The sequence below is a fragment of the Rathayibacter sp. VKM Ac-2928 genome (assembly GCF_022815545.1).
In the GTDB taxonomy this organism is placed as follows: domain Bacteria; phylum Actinomycetota; class Actinomycetes; order Actinomycetales; family Microbacteriaceae; genus Rathayibacter; species Rathayibacter festucae.
Map to the genome: position 1 here is coordinate 282,291 of NZ_JALGRU010000001.1, position 13,768 is coordinate 296,058.

Consider the following 13,768-nt stretch of genomic DNA (forward strand, 5'->3'; position numbering starts at 1 on the left):
CCTGGGTAGACGGTACCGCGGTGCCGCGACAACGGGGAGCGCAATAGCCGGGATTGACATACGGCCGTGATAGAAGCAGTCGATCCGGCGCCGAGTGGGACCGCTCAGCGCAGCCCGCTGCGGGCGAAGCCCTGCACGAAGTAGCGCTGGAAGATCAGGAAGAGCACGACCATCGGCAGCACGTTCACCAGCGCGAAGGCCATCGTTCCGCCGTAGTCGCTGCCGAACTGCCCCTGCAGATAGAGCAGCCCGATCGGGAGGGTGAAGAGGACGTTCTCCTTGAGGGCGATCAGCGGCCAGGCGAAGTCGTTCCAGGAGCCGAGGAGCGACATGAAGAACAGAACGGCGATCAGCGGCTTCGAGAGCGGGAGCACGATCCGGGTGAAGACGCGGAAGTGGCCGGCCCCGTCGATCCGGGCCGCCTCGATCAGGTCGCGAGGGATCGCGAGGATGAACTGCCGCGCGAGGAACAGCCCGAAGGCCGAGGCCGCCGTCGGCAGGATCACCGCCCAGTAGCTGCCGTAGAGGCCGAGATCGGTGACGAGCCGGAAGAGCGACACCATGATCACCTGCACGGGGAGCGTCAGCGTCGACAGGGCCAGCAGGAAGAGCACGCCGGAGCCGCGGAAGCGCAGCTGCGCGAAGGCGTAGCCGCCGAGCAGGTTGATCGCCACGGTGATCAGCGCGGTGGTGAGGCTGATCGCGACCGAGTTGCCGAACCAGGTCGCGACCGGGAACGAGTCGAAGACGCGCTCGAAGTTGGCGAGGGTGAACTCGCGCGGCCAGAGCCGCAGCGTGCCGCCGAGCAGCTCGGCGCGCGAGGAGAACGCGACGACGAGCATCCAGTAGAGCGGGAAGAGGATGACGAGGGAGACGAGGATCGCCAGGACGAGCCGGAGCGCGGTCGTCGAGCGGGAGACGCGGTTCATTCGACGAGGTCCCTCGAGCGGTTCGTGCGCCACTGCACAGCGGTGAAGATCATCGTCAGGATCAGCAGGACGATGCCGATCGCCGCCGCGTAGCCCTGGTCGCGGGTGACGAAGCCGGTGTCGTAGGCGTAGGTCACCAGCACCGAGGTGGAGTTCTGCGGCCCGCCGCCGGTGAGGACGAAGACGATGTCGAAGACCTGGAACGAGTAGATGACGTTGAGGATGAGCAGGAAGAACGTCGACGGGCCGACCAGCGGCACCGTCACGTGCCGGAACTGCTGCCAGCCGTTCGCGCCGTCCAGCCGCGCCGCCTCGTAGAGCGCGGGGTTCACGCCCTGCAGCCCGGCCAGGTAGATCAGCATGTTGAAGCCGACCCGCCACCACAGGGTGACGAGGATCACGGAGGCGAAGGCCGCGGCTCCGCCGGACTGCCAGGCGATGCGCGGCAGTCCGATCGTCTGCAGAAGTCCGTCGAGCACGCCGCTGTTCTCGTCGAAGATCAGCACGCCCATCAGCGCCGTCGCGACGCCCGAGACCGCCATCGGCAGGATCAGGATCGAGCGGAAGACGGGCCGGGCCGGCAGCACCGAGTTCAGCAGCACCGCGGCGCCCAGGCCGAGCGCCATCGAGAGCGGCGTGACGATCAGCGTGAACAGCGCGGTGTTGAGGGTCGAGCGCCAGAACAGCGGGTCGCTGAGCAGCCGCGCGTAGTTGTCCAGGCCGATGAAGACGCCGTCGCCGAAGCCGTTGGTGCGCTGGAAGCTGAGCAGGAACGCGCCGACCAGCGGCACGAAGACGAACAGCGCCAGCATCAGCAGGTTCGGCGCGAGGAACCCGTAGGCCGCGACGGTCTCGCGGGCGGCGGGCGCCCGGGAGGAGCGGCGCGGTCGCGCCGTCACCTCCTCGGGCGCGGGGAGGGTGCGGGTCACCGGATCCTGCCGCTCACTGCACGGCGGTGGCGATGCCGGAGCTGAGCTTCGCGATCGTGTCCTCGGTGCTCTGACCGCCGACGAACGCCTGCTCCAGCTGGTCCTTCAGCACCGCGATGATCGCGGCCATGTCCGGCGAGGCGACCTGCGCCGCATCGGACGCCTGCACGGTGCCCGCCTGGCCGAGGAAGACCTCGGCGAGCTCGGGGCGCACCTCGAACTCGATGCCCGACTCGGTCAGGTCGCGGCGGGTGGGCAGGAGCGAGGCGCCGGCGCAGAAGTCGCGCATCGACTCCTCCTCGGTCACGAAGGCGAGGAACGCCGCCGCGAGCTCGGGGTTCGCGGTCGCCTTGGTGGCGACGAGAGCGTTGCCGCCGAAGTCGCCGCCGCCGCGCACGTTCCGCGGCGAGTAGGTCGCGCCCCACTCGAAGTCGAGCGTCGACTCCGCGTCCGGGATGAGGAACGCCCCGCCGAAGGTCATCGCGGTCGTCTGCGAGTACCAGAGGTCGCTCGCGTAGGTCGTCGCCTGGATCGAGCTGCTCGGCGGCACGAGGCCGTCGGTGAAGAAGCTGCGGCTGAAGTCGATCGCCGCGCGACCCGCGTCCGAGTCGATGGCTGGGGCGGACAGGTCCTCGGTGAGGAAGCGGCCGTCGGCCTGGAAGAGCAGGCTCAGCCAGCGGGTGACGCCGTTGCCCTGCCAGTTGTAGGCGAAGGGGTAGCGCTCGGCGGGGAGCGAGGCGCGTAGCGTGCGGCCGATCTCGGTGAACTCCTCCCAGGTCCAGGCCTCCTCCGGGGAGGCCGGGAAGTCGGTGATGCCCGCGGTGGCGAGCGCCTCGGTGTTGTAGAGGATCAGCGAGGTGTCGGTGTGGTGCGGCACGCCGAAGGGGCTGCCGTTGCTCTGCACCGCGGCCCAGGCCGGGTCGGTGAAGCGGTCGGCGACGTCCGCCTCGAGGTGCGGGGTGAGGTCGAGCAGCTGGTCGCGACCCGCGTAGCTGCCGAAGGTGTAGTACGGCACGCGGAAGACGTCCGGCGGGTTCCCCGCCTGCAGCTGCGCGTCGATGTTGGTGAACATCTGCTCGTACGGCACCGAGTTCAGCGCCACGGTCGAGCCGGGGTTCGCCTTCTGGAAGCGGTCGATCGCCCGCTGGAAGCCGGCCAGCTCGGCGTCCGTGCCCCAGGTCGTGAAGGTCAGCGTGCCGCTGTCAGCGCTCGCCGCCGGGCGGGCCGGCGCGAAGCCGCAGCCCGCGAGCACCGGGACCGAGGCGGCGACGCCCAGGGCGCTGAGGAAGCGGCGCCGATCAAGCGTCACCCGATCGAAGGCGCTCCTGCGGAGCGAAGTCGTGTCCAGAGCCATCATGGCCTCCCCTCGGGGGCCATCGTCGAGCCCTCCGAGGGGAGGCTAACTGCGGGCAAAGGCGTGCGCCGCTACTGGACGGATCCGCGCTCCTGTGAGAGAAGCGGTGCTCAGCTCCGGCGGCCGAGCATCCCTTCGAACGAGCCGTCGAGCGCCCACGGGTCCGCCGGAGCGCGCGAGGTGCGCGCCGCCTCGGTCGCGAGCTCGCGGCCCGCCCGCTCGATCCGCGAGGGCAGCGCGCGGCCGTCCTCGGTGGCTCCGCCCCAGTCCTCGGTCGCGGCGAAGACCGTCGTCGACAGGGGAGCGGCGTGCAGGTAGCTGAAGAGCGGGCGCATGGCGTAGTCGACCGCGAGCGAGTGGCGGGGCGAGCCACCGGTCGCCGCGAGCAGGACGGGCAGCCCGCGCAGCGCCTCGGTGTCGAGCACGTCGACGAACGACTTGAAGAGCCCGCTGTAGCTGGTGGTGAAGATCGGCGTCACGGCGATCAGGCCGTCCGCGCCGGCCACCGCGTCGAGCGCGGTCTGCAGTGCGGGGCTCGCGAAGCCGGTGAGCAGGTTGTTCGTGACGTCGTGCGCGAGGTCGCGCAGCTCGACGACGCTGCGCTCGACGGCGAAGCCCTGCTCGGTGAGCGAGGCCTCGGCCGCGTCGGCCAGGCGGTCGGCGAGCAGGCGGGTGGAGGACGGCGTGCTGAGGCCGGCCGAGAGGACGGTGATCCTGCGGGTGTCCATGGGCGGGGCCTCCTAGGCGCTGACGGGGACGGGGCTGACGGGGACGGGCTGCTCGGCGCGGGCGGCGACGAGCGAGGAGTGGGTGGGCGCGTCCGGCACGTGTGCCGGGCGGCCCTCGGCGAAGCCGGCGCGCAGAGCGGGCAGGATCTCGCCGAGCATGTCCATCTGCTCGAGGACGGTCTTCAGCGGCAGGCCCGCGTGGTCCATCAGGAACAGCTGGCGCTGGTAGTCGCCGACGTACTCGCGGAAGCCGAGGGTGCGGTCGATGATCTCCTGCGGCGAGCCCACCGTGAGCGGGGTCTGCTCGGTGAAGTCCTCGAGCGAGGGGCCGTGGCCGTAGACCGGGGCGTTGTCGAAGTAGGGGCGGAACTGCGAGACCGCGTCCTGCGAGTTCTTCGCCAGGAAGATCTGGCCGCCGAGTCCGACGATCGCCTGGTCGGCGCTGCCGTGGCCGTAGTGCTCGAAGCGCTGGCGGTAGAGCTGCACCATCTTGGCGGTGTGCGAGGCGGGCCAGAAAATGTGGTTCGCGAAGAAGCCGTCGCCGTAGTAGGCGGCCTGCTCGGCGATCTGCGGGGAGCGGATCGAGCCGTGCCAGACGAAGGGGGCGACGCCGTCGAGTGGGCGCGGAGTCGACTGGAAGCCCTGGAGCGGCGTGCGGAACTGGCCCTCCCAGTCGACGAACTCCTCGGTCCACAGGCGGTGCAGCAGGTCGTAGTTCTCGATCGTCAGCTCGATGCCGCGGCGGATGTCCTTGCCGAACCACGGGTAGACCGGGCCGGTGTTGCCGCGGCCGAGCATCAGGTCGACGCGGCCGCCGGCGAGGTGCTGGAGCATCGCGTAGTCCTCGGCGAGCTTGACCGGGTCGTTCGTGGTGATCAGCGCCATCGCGGTGCTGAGCTGGAGCCGCTCGGTCTTGGCGGCGATGTAGGCGAGCGTCGTCGTGGGGGAGGAGGACCAGAACGGCGGGTTGTGGTGCTCGCCGAGCGCGAAGACGTCGAGGCCGATCTCCTCCGCCTTCTGGGCGATCGCGACGGTGGCCGCGATCTTCTCGGACTCGGTCGGGGTGCGGCCGGTCGTGGGGTCGGTCGTGATGTCGCTGACCGTGAAGATGCCGAACTGCATCGGGCGCTCCTTCTCTCCGTGGCCCCGTCCTGGCGAGACCTGATTCATGCGTTCGCATGTACATCCTCATCCAACCACGTGCAGCCGGGGATATTCCCGCGGCTTCAGCCGGGGGAGTGGAGGAAGCGCACTGAACGCTGAACCTGCCATTCAGCGCTAGTCTGCAACCTACAGAGTTCAGGAGTCCTCACATGGTCGCACGACGATCGCCTCGCCGCTCCCTCCAGCTGGCCGAGATCGGCGCCAACATCCGGCGCTGGCGAGCCGTGAACGGGATGACCGCGTCCTCGCTCGCCGAGCGGGCGGGCGTCACCCGCGAGACGCTGCGCCGCCTCGAAGCCGGAGACGGCTCGGCCCGCCTCGACTCGGTCGTCGCGGTCCTCGGGGCGCTCGGCATCGCGGACTCCCTCGTCCAGGCGACCGACCCCTACCGCAGCGAGACGGCACGGGCCCGCATCGACGCGATCCTCGGCGCGGGCGGCTCAGTGTGACGGTCGGGCAGCAGGCCCTCGCCCTCGAGTGACGGGCGGTCTCCTCGCCCTCCGGCCGCCCGAAACATCCCCGCAATCTGCCCCGCACTAGAGTCGTGCCATGGGTGACCTCTTCGACGGATACGGGTCCCAGAAGGTCGAGCGGCCCCGCACGGCCGCCCCACCCTGGGACGAGATGTTCGCCGATGTCGCGGCGACGAGTGGCCCCGCCGGCGTCCGCGACTCGTACCGCGACATCTACTCCTCGCTCGCGCGGATGACGCAGGAGGAGCTGCGCGGTCGCACCGATGCGCTCGCCTCCTCCTACCTCGCACAGGGCGTGACCTTCGACTTCGCGGGCGAGGAGCGGCCCTTCCCGCTCGACGCCGTGCCGCGCGTGATCGAGAGCGCCGAGTGGAACGAGGTGCAGAGCGGCATCAAGCAGCGCGTCCGCGCGCTCGAGGCCTTCCTCGCCGACGTCTACGGCCCGCAGAACGCGGTGAAGGACGGCGTGATCCCCGCCGCCCTGCTCTCCAGCTCCAGCCACTTCCACCGCCAGGCCGCCGGGATCGAGCCGGCCAACGGCGTGCGGATCCAGGTCTCCGGCATCGACCTCATCCGCGACGAGGTCGGCGACTGGCGGGTCCTCGAGGACAACGTCCGCGTGCCCTCCGGCGTCTCCTACGTCATCTCGAACCGCCGGGTGATGGCGCAGACGCTGCCCGAGCTGTTCGTCTCGATGCGGGTGCGCCCGGTCGGCGACTACCCCAACCGCCTGCTCCAGGCCCTGCGCGCCTCCGCGCCGGAGGGCGTCGACGACCCCACCGTCGTCGTGCTCACGCCGGGCGTCTACAACTCGGCCTACTTCGAGCACACCCTGCTCGCCCGCCTGATGGGCGTCGAGCTGGTCGAGGGCCGCGACCTCTTCTGCACCGGCGGCAAGGTGTTCATGCGCACGACCTCCGGGCCCACCCGCGTCGACGTGATCTACCGCCGCGTCGACGACGAGTTCCTCGATCCGCTGCAGTTCCGTGCCGACTCGATGCTCGGCTCGCCCGGACTGATGCTCGCCGCGCGCCTGGGCAACGTCACGATCGCGAACGCGGTCGGCAACGGCGTCGCCGACGACAAGCTCGTCTACACCTACCTGCCCGACCTGATCCGCTACTACCTCTCGGAGGAGCCGGTGATCAAGAACGTCGACACCTGGCGCCTGGAGGACCCGGGCGCGCTCGAGGAGGTGCTCGACCGCCTCGACGAGCTCGTCGTGAAGCCGGTCGACGGGTCCGGCGGCAAGGGCCTCGTGGTCGGGCCGGCGGCCTCGGCGAAGGAGCTGGCCGAGCTGCGCTCCCGGCTGCAGGCCGACCCGCGCGGCTGGATCGCTCAGCCGGTGGTGCAGCTCTCGACCATTCCGACCCTGGTCGACGACGGCATGCGGCCCCGGCACGCGGACCTCCGTCCCTTCGCGGTCAACGACGGCAAGGACATCTGGGTGCTGCCCGGCGGTCTGACCCGGGTCGCGCTGCCCGAGGGCCAGCTCGTCGTCAACTCGTCGCAGGGCGGCGGCTCGAAGGACACCTGGGTCGTCGGCCTCGAGGGCGCGCCGCTCACCGAGCCGGACGCCCACGACATCTCCGGGCTCGTCGAGGACCAGGCGGCCGTGACCAGCTCGATCCCGATCGTCTACCCGCTGAACCACACACCCGACCAGTCGCCGCAGGACGCGGCCAACCACGACCAGGACCAGCAGCAGCAGCAGCAGACGCTCGCCGCGGGGGAGGACGCCTGATGCTCTCCCGGATCGCCGAGTCGCTGTTCTGGATCGGCCGCTACATCGAGCGGTCCGACGGCACCGCCCGCATCCTCGACGTCCACCTGCAGCTCCTGCTCGAGGACCCGTGGATCGACGAGGACACCGCCTGCCGCTCGCTGCTGTCGGTGATGGGGTCCACCGCCCCGGACGACATGAAGGAGGTCACCCGCGCCGACGTGCTGACCATCCTCGCGATCGACCGCACCAACCCCGCCTCCATCGCCTACTCGCTCGGCGCCGCCCGCGAGAACGCCCGCCGCGCCCGCGAGATCGTCTCGACCGAGCTGTGGGAGTGCCTGAACACCACGCGCACCCGGATGCCCCGCCGGGTGACGGGGGAGCGGGTGTCGGAGTTCTTCGGCTGGGTGCGCGAGCGCTCGGCGCTCGCCGTCGGCATCATCGAGTCGGCCACCTCGCGCGACGAGGCCTGGCAGTTCTTCACCCTCGGCCGCTCGATCGAGCGCGCCGACATGACGGCCCGCCTGCTGGCCACGCGGTCGCTGACCGAGGCGAGCGGCCCGTCCTGGACGACGATCCTGCGCTCCTGCGGGGCGTACGAGGCGTACCTCCGCACCTACCGCGGTGTGCCGAGCGCGCGCAACGCAGCGGAGTTCCTGCTGCTCGACCGCCTCTTCCCGCGCTCGATCCTCTTCTCGGTCTCGCGAGCCGAGATGTGCATGCGCGACATCGAGCCGCGCACCGGTCGCGTCGGGCACACCGGCGACGCCCAGCGGGTGCTCGGCCAGATCCGCAGCGAGCTGGAGTACCGGCCGATCGCCGACATCCTCGAGGACCTGCCCCGGCACATGGACAGCGTGCAGGAGGCGACCTCGTCGGCCTCCGAGGCGATCCGCCAGCGCTACTTCCCCACCAATGTCATGCCGAGCTGGATCGGGGAGGCGCTGTGAGCAGGCTGCGCATCACGCACACGACGGGGTTCACCTACCGGGGCGACGTCGTCGCCTCCTACAACGAGGCGAGGATGCTTCCCGCCTCCTCGGACGGGCAGCTCGTGCTCTCCTCGAACCTCGTCATCCGCCCGGTCACCTCCGCGCACACCTACACCGACTACTGGGGCACCCGGGTCTCGTCGTTCGACGTGCTCGACCCGCACCAGGAGCTCTCGCTCACGGCGACCTCGCTCGTCGAGATCCGGCCGAAGGCGCACCCCGACCACCCGGTCGGCTGGGAGCAGCTCGCGGACCAGGTCGAGACGCTCACCGAGTACGTGGAGCAGCTCAAGCAGACCAACCGCACCGCTCCGCCGGAGGACCTCGTCGAGCTGGCCCGCCGGCTGGCCGACGCCGCGGAGGGCCCGTGCGATGCGGCCCTGTCGATCGCCGAGACGATCGGCCGCGAGATGACCTACCGCCAGGGCGTCACCGGCGTGCACTCGACGGCGACCGAGTCGTGGACCGCCCGCGAGGGCGTCTGCCAGGACATCACCCACATCGTCCTGGGCGCGCTGCGCTCGACGGGCATCCCGGCGCGCTACGTCTCCGGCTATCTGCACCCCAAGCCGAACGCGGCGATCGGCGAGACCGTCGTCGGCGAGTCGCACGCCTGGGTCGAGTGGTTCTGCGGCGGCGCCTGGCGCGGCTACGACCCGACCAACCTGATCGACATCGGTGACCGCCACGTGATCGTCGGCCGCGGCCGCGACTACAACGACATCGCTCCGCTCCGCGGCGTCTACGCCGGCCCGCACTCCTCGAAGCTGTTCGTCCGGGTGGAGATCACGCGCGAGGCGTGAGGGCGGGGGTCGTCACCAGGGCGACCTCCTCCTGGGCGGCGGGCTCGCCGGCGCGGGCGCGGCGGCGGGTGCGCAGGTACCAGCCGAGGCCGACGCCGGCGGCGAGCGCTCCGGAGGCGGCGCCGACGAGCATCGCCCAGCGCGGGCCGTAGGCGTTCGCGACCCAGCCGATCAGCGGGGCGCCGATCGGGGTGCCGCCCATGAAGATCGCCATGTAGAGCGCCATCACCCGGCCGCGCATCTCCGGCGTGGTCGAGAGCTGCACGTAGCCGTTGGCCGAGGTCATCAGCGTCTGCGCGGCGATGCCGACGAAGGGCAGCAGGATCGCGAAGGCCCAGACGGTCGGCATCAGGCCGGCGAGGGCGAGCGCGACACCGAAGGCCGCGGCGGCGCCGACGATCAGGCGCAGTCGCGGGCGGTCGCGACGGGCCGAGAGCAGGGCGCCGACCACCGAGCCGACGGCGATGGCGGAGGAGAGCAGGCCGAACTCGCTCGCCCCCATGTCGAACTCGACCGTCGCCATCGTCGAGGCGAAGATCGGGAAGTTGAGGCCGAAGGTGCCGATCAGGAAGACGATCGAGAGCACGACCAGGATGTCCGGCCGCCGGGAGACGTAGCGGAAGCCCTCGAGCAGCGCGCCGGGGCCGCGGGTCGCGCGCGGGGCGGAGCGCAGCTGCTCCCGGTGCAGGAAGCGCAGCGAGACCAGCACCGCGATGAAGCTCGCCGCATTGAGGAGGAAGACCCAGCCGGAGCCGACCGCCGCGATCAGCACGCCCGCGAGGGCCGGGCCGATCATCCGCGCGGAGTTGAAGGAGGCCGAGTTCAGCGACACCGCGTTGGAGAGGTCGCGCTCCTCGACCAGCGCGGAGACGAAGGTCTGGCGCACCGGAGCATCGATCGCGGCGGCGAAGCCCAGGAGCAGCGCGAAGACGTAGACCATCCAGAGCTGGACGATCCCGGTCACCACGATCAGGCCGAGCGCGAGGCCGAGGACGGCCATCGCGGCCTGCGTCGCCATCAGGAGCTTCCGGCGGTCGAAGCGGTCGGCGATGAAGCCGGAGAAGGGGACCATCAGCAGCTGCGGGCCGAACTGCAGCGCCATCGTCACGCCGAGCGCGGTCGCGTCGTGGTCGGTCAGATCGTTGATGACGATCCAGTCCTGGGCCGTGCGCTGCATCCAGGTGCCGATGTTGGAGACCATCGCACCGGCGAACCAGATGCGGTAGTTCGGCACCGCGAGCGAGCGGAACATCGCGCTCATCGGTCCGCCACCTCGCGCAGGAGCGCGGCGGCGTCGTGCAGCAGCCGGCGCTGGTCGGGGTCGAGCTCGCGGAGGCGGGCGATGAGCCAGGCGTCGCGGCTGCGCCGGACATCGAGGACCAGCTCGGAGCCGCGTGCGGTCGCGCGGATGCGGGTGACGCGGCCGTCGGCCGGATCGGCGAGGCGCTCGACGAGTCCGTCGTCGGCGAGGCAGCCGACGGTGCGGGTCATCGAGGGCGGACGGACGCGCTCCGCCTCGGCGAGCTCGCCGAGGGTCCGCGGTCCCTCCCGGTGCAGGAGGGCGAGGACGCCGAACTGCGCGTCGCTCAGCTCGTGCTCCGCCTTCTCCTGGCGCAGGCGGCGGCCGAGCCGGCCGACGGCGATGCGCGTCTCGCCGGCGAGGGCGGGGAGATCGATGTCGGCAGGAGTCACATAGTTAGCCTAACAAAAGAGTTGGCCCGCTGCATGCTGAACGAGCAGCCCGCGCAGCGGGCGCCCCCCCCTTTGCTGGTCGAGTAGCCGCGCAGCGGCGTATCGAGACCCCGGGTCCGCCGATCCCCCCCCGTTGTGGCCACACCGTTCGCGACAGCTTGGCGGGACGGGCGGCGCTCAGTACGGTCGGAGGCAGACCAGGCCGGGGACACGACGCGTACGGTGACCTGGTCCGATCGGCCGCCCGACCCGAAAGGGCGGCTCCCGCGCCCCGGCCTGGCCTCCGCCTCCCGTCGTTCCGCGACGGCAGCGGGACGTGCGGGTCAGGTCCGACGGGCGGTGCGCACCGCGCCGACACTCGCCGCCACGACGAGGGCGATGCCGACCGCCTCGATCGCGGTCAGCCGCTGGCCCAGCACCAGGAACCCCGAGAGCGCCGCAGCGCCGGGCGCCAGCGCCATCAGGATCGAGAAGGTCGACGAGCGCAGGCGCCGCAGCGCCAGCAGCTCCAGTGCGTAGGGCAGTGCCGACGACAGCACGGCGACCGCGAGTCCGAGCAGCAGCACCGGCGGCAGCACGAGCGCGGGCCCGGCCGTGGCGATGCCGAACGGCAGGGACACGATCGCGCCGGCGGTCAGCGCGAGCGCGAGGCCGTCGAGCCGCGGGAAGCGCCCGCCGGTGCGCCCGGCGAAGACGATGTAGGTGGCCCAGAGCGCCGCCGCGCCGAGCGCGAAGGCGACGCCGACGGGATCGAGCGACGAGAAGCCGCCCTGCGAGAGCACGACCACGCCGCCGAGGGCGAGGGCCGCCCAGAGCAGGCTGACGAGGCTCCGCCCGGCGATCACCGACAGCACCAGCGGACCGAGCACCTCGAGCGTCACCGCCGCGCCCTGCGGGATCCGGGCGATCGCCTCGTAGTAGCAGGCGTTCATCCCGCCGAGGGCGAGGCCGTAGGCGCCGACCGTCGCCCAGTCCGAGCGCGAGTAGCCGCGGATCCGCGGCCGGCAGACGACGAGCAGCACCAGCGCCGAGAAGACCAGGCGGAGAGTCACCGTGCCGATCGGCCCGGCGGCGGGGAAGAGCAGGACGGCGAAGGACGCGCCGAGCTGCACGCTCGCGATCGAGCCGAGCACGAGTCCGATCGACCCCGCGCTCGCCCGGGCGGGCGGGACGGCGTTCAGCTCGAGCGCCGCTGCTTCTGCACGGGAGGGACGTTGTAGCCGAGCAGGCCGACGCCGGTCTCGTCCCAGAGCAGGGTCGTCAGCGAGACGTTGTCGACCGACGGGAAGGTGTGCCGGTAGGTCTCGGGATTGATGCCGAGGTAGGCGCAGAGCAGCAGCCGGATGAGGGTGCCGTGCGCGACGACGAGCACGCGGCCGTCCGGGTGGTCGCGGTGGATGCGGGCGAGCGCCGTGTTGGCGCGGGCGACGGCGTCGAGGCCGGACTCGCCGCCGGGCATCGGCTGGATCGCGGGCGCGGCGACCCAGGCGCGGTACTCGTCGGGGAAGCGCTTCTCCATCTCGGCGTTCGTCAGCCCCTCGCCCTGGCCGAAGTCGACCTCGACGAGGGCCGGGTCGAGCTGGACCTCGAGGTGGGCGGCCCGGGCGGCGGGCACGGCGGTGCGCACGGCGCGGACGAGGGTGGAGGAGTACACCGCGTCGAGCTGGGCGTCGACGGCCCAGGAGGCGAGCGTCGCCGCCTGGTCCTGGCCGAGCGTGGTCAGCGCGATGTCGGAGGAGCCCGCGTAGCGGTTCTCGGCGTGCCAGACGGTCTCTCCGTGCCGGGCGAGGATCAGGGTCGTCACTCGACGAGCCTACCGAGGCGGCCCCTGGGAGCCCGACCGCAGCGGGGAACCCGGCCGCTCATGCGGCGCGCACGTCGTAGTGCGCGTCGACCAGCACCGGGAGGTGGTCGGAGACGCCCTGCGGCAGGGTCGAGACCCGCTCGATCCGCACCGAGTCGCTGATCGCGAAGTCGAAGTGCCCGCTGAAGTAGCGGTAGCGCGCGTAGGTCGGGGAATCACTGCGCGACACGAGGTAGCCGTTCCGCGTCATCTTGCGGTCGAGTCCGCGGAAGAACCAGGGGTAGTTGTAGTCGCCGACCATCAGCGACGGGGTGTCCGGGGCGTAGTCGCGGAGGCGGTCGAGCGCCTCGCCGATCTGCTTCCGGCGCAGCGCGTTGCCGGCCGAGAGCGGAGCTGCGTGGAAGGACGAGACGGCGATCGATCCGCCCTCGCGGTCCTCGAGCCGGACGGCGAGCAGACGCTCGTGAGCGGGGGACATCACCCGGTCGTGCATCGACTTGCTGAGCTCGAACGCGGCGCTGCCGAGGAGCTCGAAGCGGGCGTGCGAGTAGTAGACGGCGAGCCCGAGGCGGTTGCGCGCGGTCACCGAGGCGAGCCGCAGATCGCCGAGCTCCTGGGGGAGCTTCGTGGTGTCGCACTCCTGGAGGCAGAGGACGTCGACGTCGTGCCGGGCGGCGAGAGGGGCGATCTCGCCGTGCGCCCGGTGCTCCCGGAGGTTGTAGGAGATCACGCGGAGAGCGCGTTCGTTCGGCTGCATTGCGCCAGTGTAGGGCCGCCGGCGGGGGCCTCCGGCGACGTTCCGGCGAACACGGAGGGACGGCGCAGGGCCCCCGCGCTTCCCGGCCGGCGCGGTGCCGGAGGGGAGGTGCGAGGGCCCTGCGGAGGGGCGGTCAGTGCCCGGCGGTGCCCGACGCGTCGGTGCCTTCGGCGGTCTCCGCGTCGGTGCCGTGGACGCCGTCGGTGGGTCCCCAGTCGGGCAGGGGCGGGTTCTGCTCCTCGCCCGCGGCGTCGACGCCGTCGGGTCCATCGGGGGACGGGCTGCCGACCTCGTCGAGGCCGGCGGGGTTCCCGGTGCCGGCGCTGCCGGTGGTCTCCTCGGGGTCGACGGGGGTGGTCTCGATGTCGTTCTCGGAGCTGCTCATGGGGCAACGCTAGGACGCCTCCTCCGCGCCCG

The 13,768-nt window shown here is 71.6% G+C and carries 15 protein-coding genes; 4 read left to right on the top strand and 11 right to left on the bottom strand.

The features are described 5' to 3' along the window. Nucleotides 1-104: 104 nt before the first annotated feature. From MT350_RS01310 to MT350_RS01330, 5 genes are all read right to left on the bottom strand, one after another. On the bottom strand, nucleotides 105-929 hold the full coding sequence (locus tag MT350_RS01310) for a carbohydrate ABC transporter permease (RefSeq protein WP_123444945.1): 825 nt from the start codon (nucleotides 927-929) through the stop codon (nucleotides 105-107). Further along, nucleotides 926-1,858, bottom strand: coding sequence for a carbohydrate ABC transporter permease (locus MT350_RS01315; RefSeq protein ID WP_243580974.1), 933 nt, complete (start codon nucleotides 1,856-1,858; stop codon nucleotides 926-928). The genes MT350_RS01310 and MT350_RS01315 overlap by 4 nt, the downstream gene beginning before the upstream one ends. 13 nt (nucleotides 1,859-1,871) lie before the next feature. Next, nucleotides 1,872-3,215, bottom strand: coding sequence for a sugar ABC transporter substrate-binding protein (locus tag MT350_RS01320; protein ID WP_243615288.1), 1,344 nt, complete (start codon nucleotides 3,213-3,215; stop codon nucleotides 1,872-1,874). A gap of 107 nt (nucleotides 3,216-3,322) precedes the next feature. After that, nucleotides 3,323-3,940 (bottom strand): FMN reductase, encoded by a 618-nt coding sequence (locus tag MT350_RS01325; protein WP_123734953.1) that lies wholly within the window; start codon nucleotides 3,938-3,940, stop codon nucleotides 3,323-3,325. A 12-nt stretch (nucleotides 3,941-3,952) separates the two neighbouring features. Next, on the bottom strand, nucleotides 3,953-5,062 hold the full coding sequence (locus MT350_RS01330; protein WP_123444947.1) for an LLM class flavin-dependent oxidoreductase: 1,110 nt from the start codon (nucleotides 5,060-5,062) through the stop codon (nucleotides 3,953-3,955). A 191-nt stretch (nucleotides 5,063-5,253) separates the two neighbouring features. Here MT350_RS01330 and MT350_RS01335 point away from each other — a divergent pair, with 191 nt between their 5' ends. The 4 genes from MT350_RS01335 (at nucleotide 5,254) to MT350_RS01350 (ending at nucleotide 9,098) form a co-directional block, all read left to right on the top strand. After that, nucleotides 5,254-5,553, top strand: coding sequence for a helix-turn-helix domain-containing protein (locus tag MT350_RS01335; protein WP_127885853.1), 300 nt, complete (start codon nucleotides 5,254-5,256; stop codon nucleotides 5,551-5,553). Between the two features lie 100 nt (nucleotides 5,554-5,653). Next, complete coding sequence (locus MT350_RS01340; RefSeq protein ID WP_243615289.1) at nucleotides 5,654-7,321, top strand: circularly permuted type 2 ATP-grasp protein; 1,668 nt, start codon at nucleotides 5,654-5,656, stop codon at nucleotides 7,319-7,321. Beyond that, nucleotides 7,321-8,253 carry an alpha-E domain-containing protein gene (locus tag MT350_RS01345; RefSeq protein ID WP_243600496.1) on the top strand — a complete coding sequence of 311 codons (933 nt, stop codon included), beginning with the start codon at nucleotides 7,321-7,323 and terminating at the stop codon, nucleotides 8,251-8,253. Before MT350_RS01340 ends, MT350_RS01345 begins: the two co-directional genes overlap by 1 nt. Further along, nucleotides 8,250-9,098: a transglutaminase family protein gene (locus MT350_RS01350; RefSeq protein ID WP_123734958.1), complete on the top strand. Its 849-nt coding sequence runs from the start codon at nucleotides 8,250-8,252 to the stop codon at nucleotides 9,096-9,098. Before MT350_RS01345 ends, MT350_RS01350 begins: the two co-directional genes overlap by 4 nt. Here MT350_RS01350 and MT350_RS01355 read toward each other — a convergent pair. From MT350_RS01355 to MT350_RS01380, 6 genes are all read right to left on the bottom strand, one after another. Beyond that, a complete protein-coding gene (locus tag MT350_RS01355) occupies nucleotides 9,082-10,359 on the bottom strand; it encodes an MFS transporter (RefSeq protein ID WP_123701957.1) in 1,278 nt (425 codons plus the stop codon). The genes MT350_RS01350 and MT350_RS01355 overlap by 17 nt on opposite strands. Further along, complete coding sequence (locus MT350_RS01360; RefSeq protein ID WP_243600497.1) at nucleotides 10,356-10,790, bottom strand: MarR family winged helix-turn-helix transcriptional regulator; 435 nt, start codon at nucleotides 10,788-10,790, stop codon at nucleotides 10,356-10,358. The genes MT350_RS01355 and MT350_RS01360 overlap by 4 nt, the downstream gene beginning before the upstream one ends. A gap of 323 nt (nucleotides 10,791-11,113) precedes the next feature. Further along, on the bottom strand, nucleotides 11,114-11,923 hold the full coding sequence (locus MT350_RS01365) for a DMT family transporter (protein ID WP_243580972.1): 810 nt from the start codon (nucleotides 11,921-11,923) through the stop codon (nucleotides 11,114-11,116). 44 nt (nucleotides 11,924-11,967) lie between these two features. Further along, the gene (locus tag MT350_RS01370) at nucleotides 11,968-12,594 is read right to left on the bottom strand and encodes a histidine phosphatase family protein (protein WP_243600498.1); all 627 of its coding nucleotides are present in this window, start codon (nucleotides 12,592-12,594) and stop codon (nucleotides 11,968-11,970) included. A 58-nt stretch (nucleotides 12,595-12,652) separates the two neighbouring features. Next, nucleotides 12,653-13,351 (bottom strand): endonuclease/exonuclease/phosphatase family protein, encoded by a 699-nt coding sequence (locus MT350_RS01375; protein WP_123444958.1) that lies wholly within the window; start codon nucleotides 13,349-13,351, stop codon nucleotides 12,653-12,655. A gap of 133 nt (nucleotides 13,352-13,484) precedes the next feature. Next, a complete protein-coding gene (locus tag MT350_RS01380; protein WP_243600499.1) occupies nucleotides 13,485-13,736 on the bottom strand; it encodes a hypothetical protein in 252 nt (83 codons plus the stop codon). Between the last annotated feature and the right edge of the window lie 32 nt (nucleotides 13,737-13,768).